The following is a 22,718-nucleotide window of genomic DNA, read 5'->3' on the forward strand; positions in this document are numbered from 1 at the left end:
TCGTTTCTCCCTTGTGCTGACTATAATCTGCTTGCATGTATGCCGCTTTTTCTTGCCAGAGTAATACTCTTTTTAGCGTTCTCGGTTTTGAGGACGCTGGACTGGACGCTCCGTACCATCCACAATCACCTCCTTCACATCTGGAAACCTTTTGGTGAATTCCTGCTCCTGAGTTTGCGTGCTGGCAAAACTTGCTTTTCTCCTAAAGTGGTTTCTAGCACAGACAGTAGTCGATGTACCCAATCATGAGCACAGGAGCGGTCAAAGTTGAACAACACACTCAGCAAGTCAAACGTCGGATAACATTTGCAGTACAGCAGGATATAAAATAGTTTTTCCTCTATACTTCTGAGTGTAGGCTTGCGTCCGCCCCCGGGCGCACGTTTGCGGTTTGCTAAGGAGTTGAACACGGTGCGTTCATAGGTATCAGCAAACTGAGATAACAGCTCGTTGAATGCTTGGCGGTTAAGTCCAGTCATTGCTCGTAGCAGTCGCTCTTGATTCAGGACGCGGTCTAACTTCAACATTAATGTCACCCTACTTGTCTGCTTGATTATTATCCCTTATTTTCCAACAACTCTAATAGTTGTATGATGAACGCCTTTATCGCGTTCAATTGCTCTAAATCCCATACCGTTAAAATAAGAGCGCAGGCAACTTTGTTTAACTTCTTCTGAATAGCCTTTAGGTGGACTATAGACATCGATAAATTGACGACCACAATCAACACAAATGTGATTTTGTTTACCTCGACGTTTGCCATTCTTTCTGATTTTGGAAGACCCGCAGTTTGGACAATGCACAGTAGATTACCTCAATTCATACCTCTATTATGCAACGCCTCTTTTTTCCCAAAAACTATTGGGACTATGATTAGATGGTTTGGAGAAATAGTCGGTTATTTTAATGGCAGAACTACGAGTGGTATTGTAGAAGGTATTAATAATAAACTCAAGTTGATTAAACGACTGGGATATGGATTTCGTAACTTCAACAATTTTCGTCTACGCAGTTTATTACACTGGCACCTTTCTATTAATTGTCCATAAAACAGGCGCAAGAACCGAAAAAATTAGGGATAGAGACTTATGCTGGACGGATTCAACAACATCAGGACAATTACCCACGTCAGAGTGATTTTAGCTTTGCTGTCTACGGACAATTATGGATTTATGGCATGGAACTATGGGCTGATTTAGCTCTAAGCTTAATTAGTCTTAAACCTCATAAACGCCTCTTTTTCAAGCGTGGCTTTCAGGCTCTATCCCTTATGAAACAAGCTGTTTGACCACTTTGTCACCCGGTAAGGAGAAAAACCTTAAACCCAAGCAGAAAAAATTAGCCCGTAAAAAAAAGGGAAGTAAATCAAGGAAATATAGGGTAATATATTTTTCACAAGTTTATCAATTGTAATCTACTTGATTCAGTAAATTAATTAAGGTGTTGAAGAGATGCAAACAAGAATTGTAAATAGCTGGAATGAGTGGGATGAACTAAAGGAGATGGTTGTCGGGATTGCAGATGGTGCTTATTTTGAACCAACTGAGCCAGGTAACCGCCCTGCTTTACGCGATAAGAACATTGCCAAAATGTTCTCTTTTCCCAGGGGTCCGAAAAAGCAAGAGGTAACAGAGAAAGCTAATGAGGAGTTGAATGGGCTGGTAGCGCTTCTAGAATCACAGGGCGTAACTGTACGCCGCCCAGAGAAACATAACTTTGGCCTGTCTGTGAAGACACCATTCTTTGAGGTAGAGAATCAATATTGTGCGGTCTGCCCACGTGATGTTATGATCACCTTTGGGAACGAAATTCTCGAAGCAACTATGTCACGGCGGTCACGCTTCTTTGAGTATTTACCCTATCGCAAACTAGTCTATGAATATTGGCATAAAGATCCAGATATGATCTGGAATGCTGCGCCTAAACCGACTATGCAAAATGCCATGTACCGCGAAGATTTCTGGGAGCGTCCGATGGAAGATCGATTTGAGAGTATGCATGATTTTGAGTTCTGCGTCACCCAGGATGAGGTGATTTTTGACGCAGCAGACTGTAGCCGCTTTGGCCGTGATATTTTTGTGCAGGAGTCAATGACGACTAATCGTGCAGGGATTCGCTGGCTCAAACGGCATTTAGAGCCGCGTCGCTTCCGCGTGCATGATATTCACTTCCCACTAGATATTTTCCCATCCCACATTGATTGTACTTTTGTCCCCTTAGCACCTGGGGTTGTGTTAGTGAATCCAGATCGCCCCATCAAAGAGGGTGAAGAGAAACTCTTCATGGATAACGGTTGGCAATTCATCGAAGCACCCCTCCCCACTTCCACCGACGATGAGATGCCTATGTTCTGCCAGTCCAGTAAGTGGTTGGCGATGAATGTGTTAAGCATTTCCCCCAAGAAGGTCATCTGTGAAGAGCAAGAGCATCCGCTTCATGAGTTGCTAGATAAACACGGCTTTGAGGTCTATCCAATTCCCTTTCGCAATGTCTTTGAGTTTGGCGGTTCGCTCCATTGTGCCACCTGGGATATCCATCGCACGGGAACCTGTGAGGATTACTTCCCTAAACTAAACTATACGCCGGTAACTGCATCAACCAATGGCGTTTCTCGCTTCATCATTTAGTAGGTTTTATAGTTATGCAAAAGAGAGAAAGCCCACAGATACTATTTGATGGGAATGGAACACAATCTGAGTTTCCAGATAGTTGCATTCACCACTTGTTCGAGGATCAAGCTGCAAAGCGACCGGATGCGATCGCTCTCATTGACGGTGAGCAATCCCTTACCTACGGGGAACTAAATGTACGCGCTAACCACCTAGCCCAGCATCTCTTGTCCCTAGGCTGTCAACCCGATGACCTCCTCGCCATCTGCATCGAGCGTTCGGCAGAACTCTTTATTGGTTTGTTGGGTATCCTAAAAGCCGGATGTGCTTATGTGCCTTTGGATGTAGGCTATCCTGGCGATCGCATAGAGTATATGTTGCGGGATTCGGATGCGCGTATTTTACTAACCTCAACAGATGTCGCTAAGAAACTTGCCTTAACCATACCTGCATTGCAAGAGTGCCAAACCGTCTATTTAGATCAAGAGATATTTGAGTATGATTTTCATTTTTTAGCGATAGCTAAACTATTACATAACCAATACTTGAGATTATTACATTTTTATTTTTATACCTTGATTCAGCAATGCCAGGCAAATTCGGTTTCCCAAGGGATTCAGACACAGGTTCTCCCCAATAATCTCGCTTACTGCATTTACACCTCTGGCTCTACCGGAAATCCCAAAGGGATCTTGATGGAACATCGCTCACTGGTGAATATGCTTTGGTGGCATCAGCAAACGCGGCCTTCGGTTCAGGGTGTTAGGACGCTGCAATTTTGTGCAGTCAGCTTTGACTTTTCCTGCCATGAAATTTTTTCTACCCTCTGTCTTGGCGGGATATTGGTCTTGGTGCCAGAGGCAGTGCGCCAAAATCCCTTTGCATTGGCTGAGTTCATCAGTCAACAGAAAATTGAAAAATTGTTTCTTCCCGTTATAGCATTACTACAGTTGGCCGAAGCTGTAAATGGGAATAAAAGCACCTCCCTCGCGCTTTGCGAAGTTATCACTACCGGGGAGCAGATGCAGATCACACCTGCTGTCGCCAACCTCTTTCAGAAAACCGGGGCGATGTTGCATAATCACTACGGGGCAACAGAATTTCAAGATGCCACCACTCATACCCTCAAGGGCAATCCAGAGGGCTGGCCAACACTGGTGCCAGTGGGTCGTCCACTGCACAATGTTCAAGTGTATATTCTGGATGAGGCACAGCAACCTGTACCTCTTGGTGGAGAGGGTGAATTCTGTATTGGTGGTATTGGACTGGCTCGTGGCTATCACAATTTGCCTGACCTAACGAATGAAAAATTTATTCCCAATCCATTTGGGGCTAATGAGAACGCTAAAAAACTCTACCGCACAGGGGACTTGGCACGCTACCTACCCGACGGCACGATTGAGCATTTAGGACGGATAGACCACCAGGTTAAGATCCGAGGTTTCCGCGTGGAATTGGGGGAAATTGAGTCCGTGCTGGCAAGTCACCAAGCTGTGCGTGAATGTGCCGTTGTGGCACGGAAGATTGCAGGTCATACACAGTTGGTAGGGTATATCATAGCAAAGGATACACTTAATCTCAGTTTCGACAAACTTGAACCTATCCTGCGTCAATATTCGGAAGAGGTGCTGCCAGAATACATGATACCCACTCGGTTCATCAATATCAGTAATATGCCGTTGACTCCCAGTGGTAAACTTGACCGCAGGGCATTACCTGATCCCAAAGGCGATCGCCCTGCATTGTCTACCCCACTTGTCAAGCCTCGTACCCAGACAGAGAAACGTTTAGCAGAGATTTGGGGCAGTTATCTTGCTGTAGATATTGTGGGAACCCACGACAATTTCTTTGATCTAGGCGGTACGTCACTGCTATTGACTCAAGCGCACAAATTCCTGTGCGAGACCTTTAATATTAATTTGTCCGCTGTCTCACTCTTTCAATATCCCACAATTCAGACATTGGCACAATATATTGATTGCCAAGGAGACACAACCTCAAGCGATACAGCATCCAGGCACAAGAAAGTACGTAAAAAGCAGTCCGGTGACAGCAACGATATTGCCATCATCAGTGTGGCAGGTCGCTTTCCGGGTGCTGAAACGATTGAGCAGTTCTGGCATAATCTCTGTAATGGTGTTGAATCCATCACCCTTTTTAGTGATGATGAGCTAGAGCAGACTTTGCCTGAGTTATTTAATAATCCCGCTTATGTCAAAGCAGGTGCGGTGCTAGAAGGCGTTGAATTATTTGATGCTACCTTTTTTGGCTACAGCCCCAAAGAAGCTGCGGTGACAGACCCTCAGCAACGGATTTTGCTAGAGTGTGCCTGGGAAGCATTTGAACGGGCTGGCTACAACCCCGAAACCTATCCAGAACCAGTTGGTGTTTATGCTGGTTCAAGCCTGAGTACCTATCTGCTTAACAATATTGGCTCTGCTTTAGGCATAATTACCGAGCAACCCTTTATTGAAACGGATATGGAGCAGTTTCAGGCTAAAATTGGCAATGACCGGAGCTATCTTGCTACACGCATCTCTTACAAGCTGAATCTCAAGGGTCCAAGCGTCAATGTGCAGACCGCCTGCTCAACCTCGTTAGTTGCGGTTCACATGGCCTGTCAGAGTCTCATTAGTGGAGAGTGTCAAATGGCTTTAGCCGGTGGTATTTCTGTGGTTGTACCACAGAAGGGGGGCTATCTCTACGAAGAAGGCATGGTTCGTTCCCAGGATGGTCATTGTCGCGCCTTTGATGCCGAAGCCCAAGGGACTATATTTGGCAATGGCGGCGGCTTGGTTTTGCTTAAACGGTTGCAGGATGCACTGGACGATAACGACAACATTATGGCAGTCATCAAAGCCACAGCCATCAACAACGACGGTGCGCTCAAGATGGGCTACACAGCACCGAGCGTGGATGGGCAAGCTGATGTAATTAGCGAGGCGATTGCTATCGCTGACATAGATGCAAGCACCATTGGCTATGTAGAAGCTCATGGCACAGCCACCCAATTGGGTGATCCGATTGAAGTAGCAGGGTTAGCAAGGGCATTTCAGCGTAGTACGGACAGCGTCCTTGGTAAACAACAATGCGCTATTGGATCAGTTAAAACTAATATTGGCCACTTAGATGAGGCGGCAGGCATTGCCGGACTGATAAAGGCTGCTCTAGCTCTACAATATGGACAGATTCCACCGAGCTTGCACTATGCCAATCCTAATCCACGGATTGATTTTGACGCAACCCCATTTTTTGTCAACACAGAACTACGCGAATGGTCAAGGAATGGTTATCCTCGGCGGGCGGGGGTGAGTTCTTTTGGTGTGGGTGGAACTAACAGCCATATTGTGCTGGAGGAGTCGCCTGTAAAGCAACCCACATTGTTCTCTTCTTTGCCAGAACGCAGTCATCATCTGCTGACGCTTTCTGCCCATACACAAGAGGCTTTGCATGAGTTGGTGCAACGCTACATCCAACATAACGAGACACACCTTGATATTAACTTAGGCGACCTCTGTTTCACAGCCAATACGGGACGCAAGCATTTTGAGCATCGCCTAGCGGTTGTAGCCGAATCAATCCCTGGCTTACAGGCACAACTGGAAACTGCACAGACTGCGATTTCAGCACAGAAAAAAAATGCCCCGCCGACGATCGCATTCCTGTTTACAGGTCAAGGCTCACAATACATTAACATGGGGCGCACCCTCTACGATACTGAATCAACATTCCGTGCAGCCCTTGACCGATGTGAAACCATTCTCCAAAATTTAGGGATCGAGTCCATTCTCTCCGTTATTTTTGGTTCATCTGAGCATGGACTCTCATTAGATGACACAGCCTATACCCAGCCCGCACTCTTTGCCATCGAATACGCGCTCTATCAATTATGGAAGTCGTGGGGCATCCAGCCCTCAGTGGTGATAGGTCATAGTGTAGGTGAATATGTGTCCGCTTGTGTGGCGGGAGTCTTTAGCTTAGAGGATGGGTTGAAACTGATTGCAGAACGAGGACGACTGATACAGGCACTTCCTCGTGATGGGAGCATGGTTTCCGTGATGGCAAGCGAGAAGCGTATTGCAGATATCATTTTACCTTATGGGGGACAGGTAGGGATCGCCGCGATTAATGGCCCACAAAGTGTTGTAATTTCTGGGCAACAGCAAGCGATTGATGCTATTTGTGCCATCTTGGAAACTGAGGGCATCAAAAGCAAGAAGCTAAACGTCTCCCATGCCTTCCACTCGCCGCTAGTGGAAGCAATGTTAGACTCTTTCTTGCAGGTTGCACAAGAGGTCACTTACTCGCAACCTCAAATCAAGCTTATCTCTAATGTAACGGGAACATTGGCAAGCCATGAATCTTGTCCCGATGAACTTCCGATCACCACCGCAGAGTATTGGGTACGTCATGTGCGACAGCCCGTCCGGTTTGCGGCGGGAATGGAGAGCCTTGAGGGTCAAGGGGTAAACGTATTTATAGAAATCGGTCCTAAACCTGTTCTTTTAGGCATGGGACGCGACTGCTTGCCTGAACAAGAGGGACTTTGGTTGCCTAGTTTGCGCCCAAAACAGGATGATTGGCAACAGGTGTTAAGTAGTTTGCGTGATCTATACTTAGCAGGTGTAACCGTAGATTGGAGCAGTTTCGATCAGGGGTATGCTCGTCGCCGTGTGCCACTACCGACTTATCCTTGGCAGCGAGAGCGGCATTGGGTAGAGCCAATTATTCGTCAACGGCAATCAGTATTACAAGCCACAAATACCACCAAGCTAACTCGTAACGCCAGCGTGGCGCAGCATCCTCTGCTTGGTCAACGGCTGCATTTGTCGCGGACTCAAGAGATTTACTTTCAAACCTTCATCCACTCCGACTTCCCAATATGGGTTGCTGATCATAAAGTATTTGGAAATGTCATCATTCCGGGTGTCGCCTATTTTGAGATGGCACTGGCAGCAGGGAAGGCACTTAAACCAGACAGTATATTTTGGCTCGAAGATGTATCCATCGCCCAAGCACTGATTATTCCCGATGAAGGGCAAACTGTGCAAATAGTATTAAGCCCACAGGAAGAGTCAGCTTATTTTTTTGAAATCCTCTCTTTAGAAAAAGAAAACTCTTGGGTGCTTCATGCCTCTGGTAAGCTAGTCGCCCAAGAGCAAGTGCTAGAAACCGAGCCAATTGACTTGATTGCGTTACAGGCACATTGTTCCGAAGAAGTGTCAGTAGATGTGCTATATCAGGAAGAAATGGCGCGCCGGCTGGATATGGGTCCAATGATGCGTGGGGTGAAGCAGCTTTGGCGTTATCCGCTCTCCTTTGCCAAAAGTCATGATGCGATCGCACTCGCCAAGGTCAGCTTGCCAGAAATCTTGCTTCATGAGTCCAATGCCTACCAATTCCATCCTGTAATCTTGGATGCGGGGCTGCAAATGATAACGGTCTCTTATCCTGAAGCAAACCAAGGCCAGACTTATGTACCTGTTGGTATAGAGGGTCTACAAGTCTATGGTCGTCCCAGTTCAGAACTTTGGTGTCGCGCCCAATATCGGCCTCCTTTGGATACAGATCAAAGGCAGGGTATTGATTTGCTGCCAAAGAAATTGATTGCAGACTTGCATCTATTTGATACCCAGGGTCGTGTGGTTGCCATCATGTTTGGTGTGCAATCTGTCCTTGTGGGACGGGAAGCAATGTTGCGATCGCAAGATACTTGGCGAAATTGGCTTTATCAAGTCCTGTGGAAACCTCAAGCCTGTTTTGGACTTTTACCGAATTACCTGCCAACCCCAGATAAGATTCGGAAACGCCTGGAAACAAAGTTAGCGACATTGATCATCGAAGCTAATTTGGCGACTTATGCGATCGCCTATACCCAACTGGAAAGGTTAAGTCTAGCTTACGTTGTGGCGGCTTTCCGACAAATGGGCTGGCTGTTTCAACCCGGTGAGCGTTTTTCCACCGCCCAGAAGGTATCAGCGTTAGGAATCGTTGATCAACATCGGCAACTATTCGCTCGTTTGCTCGACATTCTAGCCGAAGCAGACATACTCCGCAGCGAAAACTTGATGACGATATGGGAAGTCATTTCATACCCGGAAACGATTGATATACAGGTACTTCTTGACGACCTCGAAGCCAAAGAAGCAGAAGCCGAAGTCACACTGGTTTCCCGTTGCAGTGCAAAATTGGCCGAAGTATTACAAGGAAAATGTGACCCCATACAGTTGCTCTTTCCCGTAGGGGACACAACAACGTTAAGCAAACTCTATCGTGAAGCCCCAGTTTTGGGTGTTACTAATACTCTAGTCCAAGAAGCGCTTCTTTCCGCCCTGGAGCAGTTGCCGCCGGAACGTGGTTGGCGAATTTTAGAGATTGGTGCTGGAACAGGTGGAACCACAGCCTACTTGTTACCGCATCTGCCTGGGGATCAGACAAAATATGTCTTTACCGATATTAGTGCCTTTTTTCTTGCCAAAGCGGAAGAGCGTTTTAAAGATTACCCGTTTGTACGTTATCAGGTATTAGATATCGAACAAGCACCACAGGCGCAAGGATTTGAACCCCAAATATACGATTTAATCGTAGCAGCGGATGTCTTGCATGCTACTAGTGACCTGCGTCAAACTCTTGTACATATCCGGCAATTATTAGCGCCGGGCGGGATGTTGATCCTGATGGAAGACAGCGAACCCGCACGCTGGGCTGATTTAACCTTTGGCTTAACAGAAGGCTGGTGGAAGTTTACAGACCATGACTTACGCCCCAACCATCCGCTATTGTCTCCTGAGCAGTGGCAAATCTTGTTGTCAGAAATGGGATTTAGTCAAACAACCGCCTTATGGCCAAAAATAGATAGCCCCCATAAATTGCCACGGGAGGCGGTGATTGTGGCGCGTAATGAACCAGCCATCAGAACACCCCGAAGATGGCTGCTCTTGGCTGACGAGGAGATTGGTGGACTACTAGCCAAACAGCTACGTGAAGAAGGAGAAGATTGTATACTCCTCTTGCCAGGGGAAAAGTACACAGAGAGAGATTCACAAACGTTTACAATCAATCCTGGAGATATTGAAGAGTGGCAACAGTTATTGAACCGAGTACCGAACATACAAGAAATTGTACATTGTTGGAGTATGGTTTCCACTGACTTAGATAGAGCCACTATTTTCAGTTGCAGCAGTACGCTGCATTTAGTTCAAGCATTAGCAAACTATCCAAAAAACCCTCGCTTGTCACTTGTCACCCTAGGCGCACAAGCCGTTAACGAACATCATGTTCAAAATGTAGTTGGAGCAGCCCTCTGGGGCATGGGAAAGGTAATTGCACTCGAACACCCAGAGCTACAAGTAGCACAAATGGATTTAGACCCAAATGGGAAGGTTAAGGCGCAAGTAGAAGTGCTTAGGGATGAACTTCTCGCCAGAAAAGACCCTGCATCAGCAATGTCTGTGCCTGATCTGCAAACACGACCTCATGAAAAGCAAATAGCCTTTCGTGAGCAAACACGTTATGTGGCAAGACTTTCGCCCTTAGACCGCCCCAATCCTGGAGAGAAAGGCACACAAGAGGCTCTTACCTTCCGTGATGATGGCAGCTATCTGATTGCTGGTGGTTTAGGCGGACTGGGGTTAGTGGTGGCTCGTTTTCTGGTTACAAATGGGGCTAAATACCTTGTGCTAGTCGGACGACGTGGTGCGAGGGAGGAACAGCAAGCTCAATTAAGCGAACTAGAGCAACTCGGAGCTTCCGTGAAAGTTTTACAAGCCGATATTGCTGATGCAGAACAACTAGCCCAAGCACTTTCAGCAGTAACCTACCCACCATTACGGGGTGTTATTCATGCGGCAGGTACATTGAACGATGGGATTCTACAGCAGCAAAGTTGGCAAGCCTTTAAAGAAGTGATGAATCCCAAGGTAGCAGGTGCGTGGAACCTACATATACTGACAAAAAATCAGCCTTTAGACTTCTTTGTCCTGTTCTCCTCCGCCACCTCTTTGTTAGGTAACGCTGGACAAGCCAATCACGCCGCCGCAAATGCTTTCCTTGATGGGTTAGCCTCCTATCGTCGTCACTTAGGACTACCGAGCCTCTCGATTAATTGGGGGACATGGAGCGAAGTGGGAATTGCGGCTCGACTTGGACTAGATAAGTTGTCCAGCAAACAGGGAGAGGGAACCATTACGCTAGGACAGGGCTTACAAATTCTTGAGCAGTTGCTCAAAGACGAGAATGGGGTGTATCAAGTGGGTGTCATGCCTATCAACTGGACACAATTCTTAGCAAGGCAATTGACTCCGCAGCCGTTCTTCAGCGATGCCATGAAGAGTATTGACACCTCTGTAGGTAAACTAACCTTGCAGGAGCGGGACTCTTGCCCCCAAGGTTACGGGCATAATATTCGAGAGCAATTAGAGAACGCTCCGCCCAAAGAGGGTCTGACTCTCTTGCAGGCTCATGTTCGGGAGCAGGTTTCCCAAGTTTTGGGGATAGACACGAAGACATTATTGGCAGAACAAGACGTGGGTTTCTTTACCCTGGGGATGGATTCGCTGACCTCTGTCGAGTTAAGAAACAGGTTACAAGCCAGTTTGGGCTGCTCTCTTTCTTCCACTTTGGCTTTTGACTATCCAACACAACAGGCTCTTGTGAATTATCTTGCCAATGAATTGCTGGGAACCCCTGAGCAGCTACAAGAGCCTGAATCTGATGAAGAAGATCAGATATCGTCAATGGATGATATCGTGCAGTTGCTGTCCGCGAAACTAGAGATGGAAATTTAAGCCCATGGATGAAAAACTAAGAACATACGAACGATTAATCAAGCAATCCTATCACAAGATAGAGGCTCTGGAAGCTGAAGTTAACAGGTTGAAGCAAACCCAACGTGAACCTATCGCCATCGTCGGCATGGGCTGTCGTTTTCCTGGTGCGAATAGTCCAGAAGCGTTTTGGCAGTTGTTGTGTGATGGGGTTGATGCTATTCGTGAGATACCAAAAAATCGATGGGTTGTTGATGCCTACATAGATGAAAATTTGGACCGCGCAGACAAGACATCAATGCGATTTGGCGGGTTTGTCGAGCAACTTGAGAAGTTTGATGCCCAATTCTTTGGCATATCACCGCGAGAAGCGGTTTCTCTTGACCCTCAGCAACGTTTGTTATTAGAAGTAAGTTGGGAAGCACTGGAAAATGCAGCGGTGATACCACCTTCGGCAACAGGCGTATTCGTCGGTATTAGTAACCTTGATTATCGTGAAACGCTCTTGAAGCAAGGAGCAATTGGTACTTATTTTGCTTCGGGTAATGCCCATAGCACAGCCAGTGGTCGCTTGTCTTACTTTCTCGGTCTGACAGGCCCCTGTCTCTCGATAGATACAGCTTGTTCTTCGTCGTTGGTCGCTGTACATCAGTCACTGATAAGTCTGCGTCAGCGAGAATGTGACTTAGCGTTGGTTGGGGGAGTCCATCGGCTGATAGCCCCAGAGGAAAGTGTCTCGTTAGCAAAAGCCCATATGTTATCTCCCGATGGTCGTTGCAAAGTCTTTGATGCGTCGGCAAACGGGTATGTCCGAGCCGAAGGATGTGGCATGATAGTCCTCAAACGATTATCGGACGCGCAAGCTGATGGGGATAAAATCTTGGCGTTGATTCGCGGGTCAGCCATAAATCAAGACGGTCGCACGAGTGGCTTGACTGTTCCAAATGGTCCCCAACAAGCCGACGTGATTCGCCAAGCCCTCGCCAATAGCGGCATAAGACCAGAACAAGTTAACTATGTAGAAGCTCATGGCACAGGGACTTCCCTAGGAGACCCGATTGAGGTCGGCGCGTTGGGAACGATCTTTAATCAACGCTCCCAACCTTTAATTATTGGTTCAGTTAAAACAAATATTGGGCATCTAGAAGCAGCAGCAGGGATTGCTGGACTGATTAAAGTCGTCCTTGCCATGCAGCATGGAGAAATTCCACCTAATTTACACTTTCACCAGCCCAATCCTCGCATTAACTGGGATAAATCGCCAATCAGGATCCCCACAGAACGAACAGCTTGGCCTACTGGCGATCGCATCGCAGGGATAAGTTCTTTCGGCTTTAGTGGCACTAATTCTCATGTCGTGTTAGAGGAAGCCCCAAAAATAGAGCCGTCTACTTTAGAGATTCATTCAAAGCAGTATGTTTTTACCTTATCAGCAGCGACACCTCAAGCACTACAAGAACTTACTCAGCGTTATGTAACTTATCTCACTGAACACTTACAAGAGAGTCTGGCGGATATTTGCTTTACAGCCAACACAGGGCGCAAACACTTTAGACATCGCTTTGCAGTAGTAGCAGAGTCTAAAACCCAGTTGCGCCAACAATTGGAAACGTTTGCCCAATCGGGAGAGGGGCAGGGGAAGAGGACATCTCTCTCAAAAATAGCTTTTCTCTTTACAGGTCAAGGCTCACAGTATGTGGGGATGGGGCAAGAACTTTATGAGAGCCAACCCACCTTCCGGCAAACCATTGACCGATGTGATGAGATTCTTCGTTCACTGTTGGGCAAATCAATCCTCTCAATACTCTATCCCAGCCAACAAATGGGATTGGAAACGCCATCCCAAATTGATGAAACCGCTTATACTCAACCCACTCTTTTTTCTCTTGAATATGCACTGGCGCAGTTGTGGCGCTCCTGGGGTATTGAGCCTGATGTGGTGATGGGGCATAGTGTGGGAGAATATGTGGCCGCTTGTGTGGCGGGTGTCTTTTCTTTAGAGGATGGACTCAAACTAATTGCTGAAAGAGGCCGTCTGATGCAAGAATTGCCTCCCGATGGGGCGATGGTTTCAGTTATGGCCAATAAATCGCGCATAGAGCAAGCAATTCAATCTGTCAGCCGAGAGGTTTCTATTGCGGCCATCAATGGACCTGAGAGTGTGGTTATCTCTGGTAAAAGGGAGATATTACAACAGATTACCGAACATCTGGTTGCCGAAGGCATTAAGACACGCCAACTGAAGGTCTCTCATGCCTTTCACTCACCATTGATGGAGCCAATATTAGGTCAGTTCCGCCGAGTTGCCAATACCATCACCTATCGGCCACCGCAAATTAACCTTGTCTCAAATGTCACAGGCGGACAGGTGTATAAAGAAATCGCTACTCCCGATTATTGGGTGAGACATCTGCAAGAGACTGTCCGTTTTGCGGATGGGGTTAAGGTGTTACATGAACAGAATGTCAATTTCATGCTCGAAATTGGTCCCAAACCCACACTGCTGGGCATGGTTGAGTTACAAAGTTCTGAGAATCCATTTTCTATGCCAATGATGATGCCCAGTTTGCGTCAGAATCGTAGTGACTGGCAGCAGATGTTGGAGAGCTTGAGTCAACTCTATGTTCATGGTGTTGAGATTGACTGGATCGGTTTTAATAAAGACTATGTGCGACATAAAGTTGTCCTGCCGACATACCCATGGCAGAAGGAGCGTTACTGGGTAGAATTGGATCAACAGAAGCACGCCGCTAAAAATCTACATCCTCTACTGGACAGGTGCATGAAGCTGCCTCGTCATAACGAAACAATTTTTGAGAAAGAATTTAGTCTAGAGACATTGCCCTTTCTTGCTGACTATCGCATTTATGGTTCAGTTGTGTCGCCAGGTGCAAGTTATCTATCAATGATACTAAGTATTGCCGAGTCGTATGCAAATGGTCATTTGAATGGAGGGAATAGTGCAAAGCAAACCACTTATTTACTAAAGGATGTCACATTACCAGTACCTCTTGTGATCTCTGATGAGGCAAATTACATGGTGCAAGTTGCTTGTTCTCTCTCTTGTGCTGCGCCACACAATCGTGGCGACGAGACGCAGTTTGAATTGTTCAGTTTTGCTGAGAATGTACCTGAAAGTAGCAGTATAAATGCTGATTTTCAGACACCCATTATTCATGCAAAAGGGCAATTTAAGCTTGAAGATACAGCACCTCCTAAAGTGGAGCTAGAAGAACTACAAGCGGGTTGTCCCCAAGAAATTGATCTCAACCTTTTCTATCAAACATTCACAGACAAAGGTTTTGTTTTTGGATCTCGTTTTCGCTGGTTAGAACAAATCTGGGTGGGCGATGGAGAAGCATTGGCGCGTCTGCGACAACCGGAAAGTATTGAATCGTTTAAAGGATATGTGATTCATCCCGGTTTGTTGGATGCCTGTACACAAGTCCCATTTGCAATTTCGTCTGACGATGAAAATAGGCAATCAGAAACGACAATGCCCTTTGCGCTGAATGAATTACGTTGTTATCAGCCTGCAAACGGACAAATGTGGTGGGTTCATGCAACAGAAAAAGATAGATATACATGGGATGTTTCTCTGTTTGATGAGAGCGGGCAAGTTATTGCGGAATTTATAGGTTTAGAAGTTCGTGCTGCTATGCCCGAAGGCTTACTAAGGGCAGACTTTTGGCATAACTGGCTCTATACAGTGAATTGGCGATCGCAACCTCTACAAATCCCAGAGGTGCTGGATATTAATAAGACAGGTGCAGAAACATGGCTTCTTTTTGCACAACCAGAGGGAATAGGAGCGGACTTAGCCGAATATTTGCAGAGCCAAGGAAAGCACTGTGTTTTTGTAGTGCCTGGGAGTGAGTATACAGTGACCGAGCAACACATTGGACGCACTGGACATCTTGATGTGACGAAACTGACAAAAATTGTCACGATCAATCCTGCTTCTCCTCATGACTATAAATATTTTTTAGAAACTCTGACGGACATTAGATTACCTTGTGAACATATACTCTATTTATGGAATCGTTATGATTTAACAAATACTTCTAATCATCGGACAGAATTGACTGTACCAGATATAGTCTTAAACTTATGTACTAGTCTTACTTATTTAGTACAAGCCCTTAGCCACATGGGTTTTTCCCCGAAATTATGGCTAATTACACAAAATAGTCAAGCGGTTGGTAGTGACTTAGCGAATTTAGAAATCGAACAATCCCCATTATGGGCATTGGGTCGAAGCATCCGCGCCGAACACCCTGAATTTGATTGCCGTTGTTTAGATTTTGACACGCTCTCAAATATCGCACCACTCTTGTTGAAAGAGATGCAAGCTATAGACTATGAATCTCAAATTGCTTACCGACAAGGAACGCGCTATGTTGCACGACTAATTCGTAATCAATCAGAATGTCACGCACCGATTCAAACAGGAATCCGTCCTGATGGCAGCTATTTGATTACAGGTGGATTAGGCGGTCTAGGATTGCAGGTAGCACTCGCCCTTGCGGACGCTGGAGCAAGACACTTGATCCTCAATAGTCGCCGTGGTACGGTCTCCAAAGAAGCCCAGTTAATTATTGACCGACTACGCCAAGAGGATGTTAGGGTTGATTTGATTGCGGCAGATGTCTCTGATGCGGCAGATAGCGAACGACTCTTAGTAGAAAGTCAGCGCAAGACCTCTCTTCGAGGGATTGTCCATGTTGCGGGAGTCTTGGATGATGGCATCCTGCTCCAACAAAATCAAGAGCGTTTTGAAAAAGTGATGGCGGCTAAGGTACGCGGAGCTTGGCATCTGGACCAACAGAGCCAAACCCTCGATTTAGATTTCTTTGTTGCGTTCTCATCTGTTGCGTCGCTCATAGAAGAACCAGGACAAGCCAATTACGCCGCAGCGAATGCGTTTTTGGATTCATTAATGTATTATCGTCACATAAAGGGATCTAATAGCTTGAGTATCAACTGGGGGGCTTGGGCAGAAGTCGGCATGGCAGCCAATTTATCATGGGAACAACGGGGAATCGCGGCAATTTCTCCAAAGCAAGGGAGGCATATTCTCGTCCAACTTATTCAAAAACTTAATCAGCATACAATCCCCCAAGTTGCTGTACAACCGACCAATTGGGCTGAATATCTATCCCATGATGGCGTGAATGTGCCATTCTATGAATATTTTACACACCACTTGCGTAACGAAAAAGAAGCCAAATTGCGGCAAACAGCAGGCAGCACCTCAGAGGAAGTCAGTCTGCGGCAACAGCTTCAAACACTCTCAGAGAAAGACCGGGATGCCCTTTTGATGGAACATCTTCAAAAAACTGCGATCAGAGTTCTCGGTTTGGCATCTAATCAAAAAATTGATCCCTATCAGGGATTGATGAATATGGGACTAGACTCTTTGATGGCGGTTGAATTTCGGAATCACTTGATACGTAGTTTAGAACGCCCTCTGCCAGCCACTCTGCTCTTTAATTGCCCAACACTTGATTCATTGCATGATTACCTAGTCGCAAAAATGTTTGATGATGCCCCTCAGAAGGCAGAGCAAATGGCACAACCAACAACACTGACAGCACACAGCATATCAATAGAATCCAAAATAGATGATAACGAAAGCGTGGATGACATTGCACAAATGCTGGCACAAGCACTCAATATCGCCTTTGAGTAGCAATGGGCAGCCCTTAACCTTTCAAGGTGACTAATCAATAGACCTCTTGCACAATTGTTTCTGTGGTACAATAAGTGGTTTTAGGTTTTATGTATATTTGGGTGTTGTTGCGATAGCTACGCTCGCCGAAGGCATCACAAATTCAAAGATAGGCGTGTGATTCTAACTTTTAGCTTAACGGGTGACAAGGCGGCTAAAGAGCTTGTTTCATAAGGGATAGAGCCTGAAAGCCCCGTTGAAAAAAGAGGCGTTTATGAGGCTTGAGATTGATTAAATTCAGAGCTAAATCAGCCCATAATTCCATACCATAAATCCATAGTTGTCCGTAGAGACCAAAGCTAAAATCACTTTGACGTGGGTACTTGTCCTGATGTTGTTGAATCCCACATTCAGCATGAGTAAATATACTCAAAATATTTTTCCCAGCAGGTTAAGTGTTCTAATCCTAAGTCTGATATCTTATTTTTGATAAGGGACTTACCGCGTAATAGTTAAATTTTTGTATAGCCTAATTTTACTTGGTTTAAGGCTCTTTTTTGCTCTTTTGGTGAATTATTCAGGATAATCAAAGATGAGTCAGCCCAATTATGGCATTTTGATGAAAAATGCGTTGAACGAAATAAATAGCCTACGATCGCAACTAGCTGCGGTAGAAGCCCAAAAAAATGAGTCTATTGCCATTGTTGGTATGAGTTGCCGTTTTCCAGGCGGTGCAACTACTCCAGAGCATTTTTGGGTATTACTGCGCGAGGGTATATCAGCCATTACAGAAATCCCTGCTGATCGCTGGGATGTTGATAAATATTATGATGCTGACCCCACATCGTCCGGTAAAATGCATACTCGTTACGGCGGTTTTCTGAATGAAGTTGATACATTTGAGCCATCATTCTTTAATATTGCTGCCCGTGAAGCCGTTAGCATGGATCCACAGCAACGCTTGCTACTTGAAGTCAGTTGGGAAGCTCTGGAATCCGGTAATATTGTTCCTGCAACTCTTTTTGATAGTTCCACTGGTGTATTTATCGGTATTGGTGGTAGCAACTACAAATCTTTAATGATCGAAAACAGGAGTCGGATCGGGAAAACCGATTTGTATGAGTTAAGTGGCACTGATGTGAGTGTTGCTGCCGGCAGGATATCCTATGTCCTGGGTTTGATGGGTCCCAGTTTTGTGATTGATACAGCTTGTTCATCTTCTTTGGTCTCAGTTCATCAAGCCTGTCAGAGTCTGCGTCAGAGAGAATGTGATCTAGCACTAGCTGGTGGAGTCGGTTTACTCATTGATCCAGATGAGATGATTGGTCTTTCTCAAGGGGGGATGCTGGCACCTGATGGTAGTTGTAAAACATTTGATGCCAATGCAAATGGCTATGTGCGAGGCGAAGGTTGTGGGATGATTGTTCTAAAACGTCTCTCGGATGCAACAGCCGATGGGGATAATATTCTTGCCATCATTCGTGGGTCTATGGTTAATCATGATGGTCATAGCAGTGGTTTAACTGCTCCAAGAGGCCCCGCACAAGTCTCTGTCATTAAGCAAGCCTTAGATAGAGCAGGTATTGCACCGGATGCCGTAAGTTATTTAGAAGCCCATGGTACAGGCACACCCCTTGGTGATCCTATCGAGATGGATTCATTGAACGAAGTGTTTGGTCGGAGAACAGAACCACTTTGGGTCGGCTCAGTTAAGACAAATATTGGTCATTTAGAAGCCGCGTCCGGTATTGCAGGGCTGATTAAGGTTGTCTTGATGCTAAAAAACAAGCAGATTCCTCCTCACTTGCATTTCAAGACACCAAATCCATATATTGATTGGAAAAATCTCCCGGTCGAAATTCCGACCACCCTTCATGCTTGGGATGACAAGACATTGAAGGACAGAAAGCGAATTGCAGGGGTTAGTTCTTTTAGTTTCAGTGGTACTAACGCCCACATTGTATTATCTGAAGCCCCATCTAGCGAACTAATTAGTAATCATGCGGCAGTGGAAAGACCATGGCACTTGTTAACCCTTAGTGCTAAGAATGAGGAAGCGTTGGCTAACTTGGTTGGGCTTTATCAGTCATTTATTTCTACTACTGATGCAAGTCTTGCCGATATATGCTACACTGCTAATACGGCACGAACCCATTTTTCTCATCGCCTTGCTCTATCGGCTACTTCACACATCCAAATAGAGGCTCTTTTAGCCGCTTATAAGGAAGGGTCGGTGAGTTTGAGCATCAATCAAGGTTGTGTCCTTTCCAACAGTCGTGCGCCGAAGGTCGCTTTTCTCTTTACAGGTCAAGGTTCGCAATATGTGCAAATGGCTGGAGAACTTTATGAGACCCAGCCTACTTTCCGTAATTGCTTAGATCGCTGTGCCGAAATCTTGCAATCCATCTTTTCATCGAGAAACAGCCCTTGGGGAAACCCACTGCTTTCGGTATTATATCCAAACCATGAGTCAAAGGAAATTGACCAGACGGCTTATACCCAACCTGCCCTTTTTGCTGTAGAATATGCCCTAGCACAGATGTGGCGGTCGTGGGGAATCGAGCCAGATATCGTAATGGGTCATAGCATAGGTGAATATGTGGCAGCTTGTGTGGCGGGGATCTTTTCTCTGGAGGATGGTCTCAAACTTGCTGCCGAAAGAGGCCGTTTGATGCAGGCGCTACCACAAGATGGCGAGATGGTTGCTATATCGGCCTCCCTTGAGGAAGTTAAGCCGGCTATTCAATCTGACCAGCGAGTTGTGATAGCGGCGGTAAATGGACCACGAAGTGTCGTCATTTCGGGCGATCGCCAAGCTGTGCAAGTCTTCACCAACACCCTAGAAGACCAAGGAATCCGGTGCAAGAGACTGTCTGTTTCACACGCTTTCCACTCTCCATTGATGAAACCAATGGAGCAGGAGTTCGCACAGGTGGCCAGGGAAATCAACTATAGTCCTCCAAAAATAGCTCTTGTCAGTAATCTAACCGGCGACTTGATTTCACCTGAGTCTTCCCTGGAGGAAGGAGTGATCGCTTCCCCTGGTTACTGGGTAAATCATTTATGCAATCCTGTCTTGTTCGCTGATGGTATTGCAACTATGCAAGCGCAGGATGTCCAAGTCTTCCTTGAAGTTGGACCAAAACCGACCTTATCAGGACTAGTGCAACAATATTTTGACGAGGTTGCCCATAGCGATCGCCCTGTCACCATTCCCACCTTGCGCCCCAAGCAACCCAACTGGCAGACACTATTGGAGAGTTTGGGACAACTGTATGCGCTTGGTGTCCAGGTAAATTGGGCGGGCTTTGATAGAGATTACGCCAGACGCAAAGTAAGCCTACCCACCTATGCTTGGAAGCGTCAACGTTATTGGCTAGAGAAACAGTCCGCTCCACGTTTAGAAACAACACAAGTTCGTCCCGCAACTGCCATTGTAGAGCATCTTGAACAAGGCAATGTGCCGAAAATCGTGGACTTGTTAGCGGCGACGGATGTACTTTCAGGCGAAGCACGGAAATTGCTACCCAGCATCATTGAACTATTGGTTGCAAAACATCGTGAGGAAGCGACACAGAAGCCCATCTGCGATTGGCTTTATGAAGTGGTTTGGCAACCCCAGTTGCTGACCCTATCTACCTTACCTGCTGTGGAAACAGAGGGTAGACAATGGCTCATCTTCGCCGATGCTAGTGGACACGGTGAAGCACTTGCGGCTCAATTACGTCAGCAAGGGGATATAATTACGCTTGTCTATGCTGGTCTAAAATATCACTCGGCTAATAATAAACAAAATACCGGGGGGGACATCCCATATTTTCAGATTGATCCGATCCAAAGGGAGGATTATGAAAGGTTGTTTGCTGCTTTGCCTCCACTGTATGGTATTGTTCATCTTTGGAGTTTAGATATACTTAGCTTGGATAAAGTATCTAACCTAATTGAAAATGTACAATTAGGTAGTGGCACGCTATTAAATTTAATACAGACAGTCTTGCAACTTGAAACGCCCACCCCTAGCTTGTGGCTCGTGACAAAGAACGCGCAAGCTGTGCGTAAAAACGATAGCCTAGTCGGAGTGCTTCAGTCACCCTTATGGGGTATGGGTAAGGTGATAGCCTTAGAACACCCTGAACTCAACTGTGTATCAATCGACCTTGATGGTGAAGGGCTTCCAGATGAACAAGCCAAGTTTCTGGCGGCTGAACTCCGCGCCGCCTCCGAGTTCAGACATACCACCATTCCCCACGAAAGTCAAGTTGCTTGGCGTAATAGGACTCGCTATGTGTCACGGTTCAAAGGTTATCAGAAGCATCCCGCGCCCTCATCAAAAATGCCTATTCGACCAGATGCCACTTATTTGATCACGGGCGGCTTTGGTGGTTTGGGCTTGCTTGTGGCTCGTTGGATGGTTGAACAGGGGGCTACCCATCTATTTCTGATGGGACGCAGCCAACCCAAACCAGCCGCCCAAAAACAACTGCAAGAGATAGCCGCGCTGGGTGCAACAGTGACGGTGGTGCAAGCCGATGTTGGCATCCGCTCCCAAGTAGCCAATGTGTTGGCACAGATTGATAAGGCATATCCTTTGGCTGGTATTATTCATACTGCCGGTGTATTAGACGACGGAATCTTATTGCAGCAAAATTGGGCGCGTTTTAGCAAGGTGTTCGCCCCCAAACTAGAGGGAGCTTGGCATCTACATACACTGACTGAAGAGATGCCGCTTGATTTCTTTATTTGTTTTTCCTCAACAGCAGGATTGCTGGGCAGTGGTGGACAAGCTAACTATGCTGCTGCCAATGCCTTTTTAGATGCCTTTGCCCATCATCGGCGAATACAAGGCTTGCCAGCTCTCTCGATTAACTGGGACGCTTGGTCTCAAGTGGGAATGACGGTACGTCTCCAACAAGCTTCTTCACAAAGCACCACAGTTGGGCAAGATAGTAGCACTTTGGAAATTTCACCAGAACAGGGATTGCAAATCTTTGCCTATCTTCTGCAACAACCATCCGCCCAAATAGCGGCCATTTCTACCGATGGGCTTCGCAAGATGTACGACACAAGCTCGGCCTTTTTTGCTTTACTTGATCTTGACAGGTCTTCCTCCACTACCCAGGAGCAATCTACACTTTCTCATGAAGTTGGCCTTACCTTACTCGAACAATTGCAGCAAGCTCGGCCAAAAGAGCGAGAGAAAATGTTACTGCGCCATCTACAGACCCAAGTTGCTGCGGTCTTGCGTAGTCCCGAACTGCCCGCAGTTCATCAACCCTTCACTGACTTGGGGATGGATTCGTTGATGTCACTTGAATTGAGGCGGCGTTTGGAAGAAAGTCTGGGGATTCAGATGCCTGCAACGCTTGCATTCGATTATCCTATGGTAGACCGTTTGGCTAAGTTTATACTGACTCAAATATGTATAAATTCTGAGCCAGATACCTCAGCAGTTCTCACACCAGATGGAAATGGGGAGGAAAAAGACAGTAATAAGGACAGAAGTACCAGCACTTCCGTTGACTCAAATATTACTTCCATGGCAGAAGATTTATTCGCACTCGAATCCTTACTAAATAAAATAAAAAGAGATCAATAATAGAGCTGTTGGGAAATAAAAGCATATTTCCGGATGACAGAACTTCCCCCATCCCGATTGAATTTATGCTGCATCTA

General features: G+C 46.2%; 5 protein-coding genes and 4 pseudogenes. 6 read left to right on the forward strand and 3 right to left on the reverse strand.

Annotated features, from left to right (window positions below; translation table 11 throughout):
• Nucleotides 1-134: 134 nt before the first annotated feature.
• Entirely contained in the window at nt 135-527 is a 393-nt protein-coding gene (locus ASL19_RS13830) for a transposase family protein (RefSeq protein ID WP_072149145.1), read from the reverse strand.
• Between the two features lie 54 nt (nt 528-581).
• Nucleotides 582-803: pseudogene (locus ASL19_RS13835) on the reverse strand (IS1 family transposase); the annotation flags it as partial.
• A 39-nt stretch (nt 804-842) separates the two neighbouring features.
• On the opposite strand from ASL19_RS13835, the pseudogene ASL19_RS13840 reads away from it, so the two are divergent.
• The 5 genes and pseudogenes from ASL19_RS13840 to ASL19_RS13860 all read left to right on the forward strand — a co-directional run.
• Nucleotides 843-1,049, forward strand: a pseudogene (locus ASL19_RS13840) (transposase); the annotation flags it as partial.
• Between the two features lie 2 nt (nt 1,050-1,051).
• A pseudogene (locus tag ASL19_RS13845) lies at nt 1,052-1,288 on the forward strand (IS4 family transposase); the annotation flags it as partial.
• Nucleotides 1,289-1,451: 163 nt separating this feature from the next.
• Nucleotides 1,452-2,627, forward strand: a complete 1,176-nt coding sequence (locus ASL19_RS13850; RefSeq protein ID WP_057178784.1) for an arginine deiminase family protein — start codon at nt 1,452-1,454, stop codon at nt 2,625-2,627.
• Between the two features lie 14 nt (nt 2,628-2,641).
• Nucleotides 2,642-11,395 carry a type I polyketide synthase gene (locus tag ASL19_RS13855; RefSeq protein ID WP_057178785.1) on the forward strand — a complete coding sequence of 2,918 codons (8,754 nt, stop codon included), beginning with the start codon at nt 2,642-2,644 and terminating at the stop codon, nt 11,393-11,395.
• Nucleotides 11,396-11,399: 4 nt separating this feature from the next.
• Nucleotides 11,400-17,066, forward strand: a complete 5,667-nt coding sequence (locus ASL19_RS13860; RefSeq protein WP_057178786.1) for a type I polyketide synthase — start codon at nt 11,400-11,402, stop codon at nt 17,064-17,066.
• 193 nt (nt 17,067-17,259) lie between these two features.
• Here the strand turns inward: ASL19_RS13860 and ASL19_RS13865 are convergent.
• Nucleotides 17,260-17,448 (reverse strand): annotated as a pseudogene (locus tag ASL19_RS13865) (IS4 family transposase); the annotation flags it as partial.
• Between the two features lie 189 nt (nt 17,449-17,637).
• Here ASL19_RS13865 and ASL19_RS13870 point away from each other — a divergent pair.
• Complete coding sequence (locus ASL19_RS13870) at nt 17,638-22,641, forward strand: type I polyketide synthase (RefSeq protein ID WP_057178787.1); 5,004 nt, start codon at nt 17,638-17,640, stop codon at nt 22,639-22,641.
• The last annotated feature ends 77 nt before the right edge of the window (nt 22,642-22,718 follow it).

Source organism: Cylindrospermopsis sp. CR12, from assembly GCF_001432185.1.
Lineage (GTDB): Bacteria > Cyanobacteriota > Cyanobacteriia > Cyanobacteriales > Nostocaceae > Raphidiopsis > Raphidiopsis raciborskii.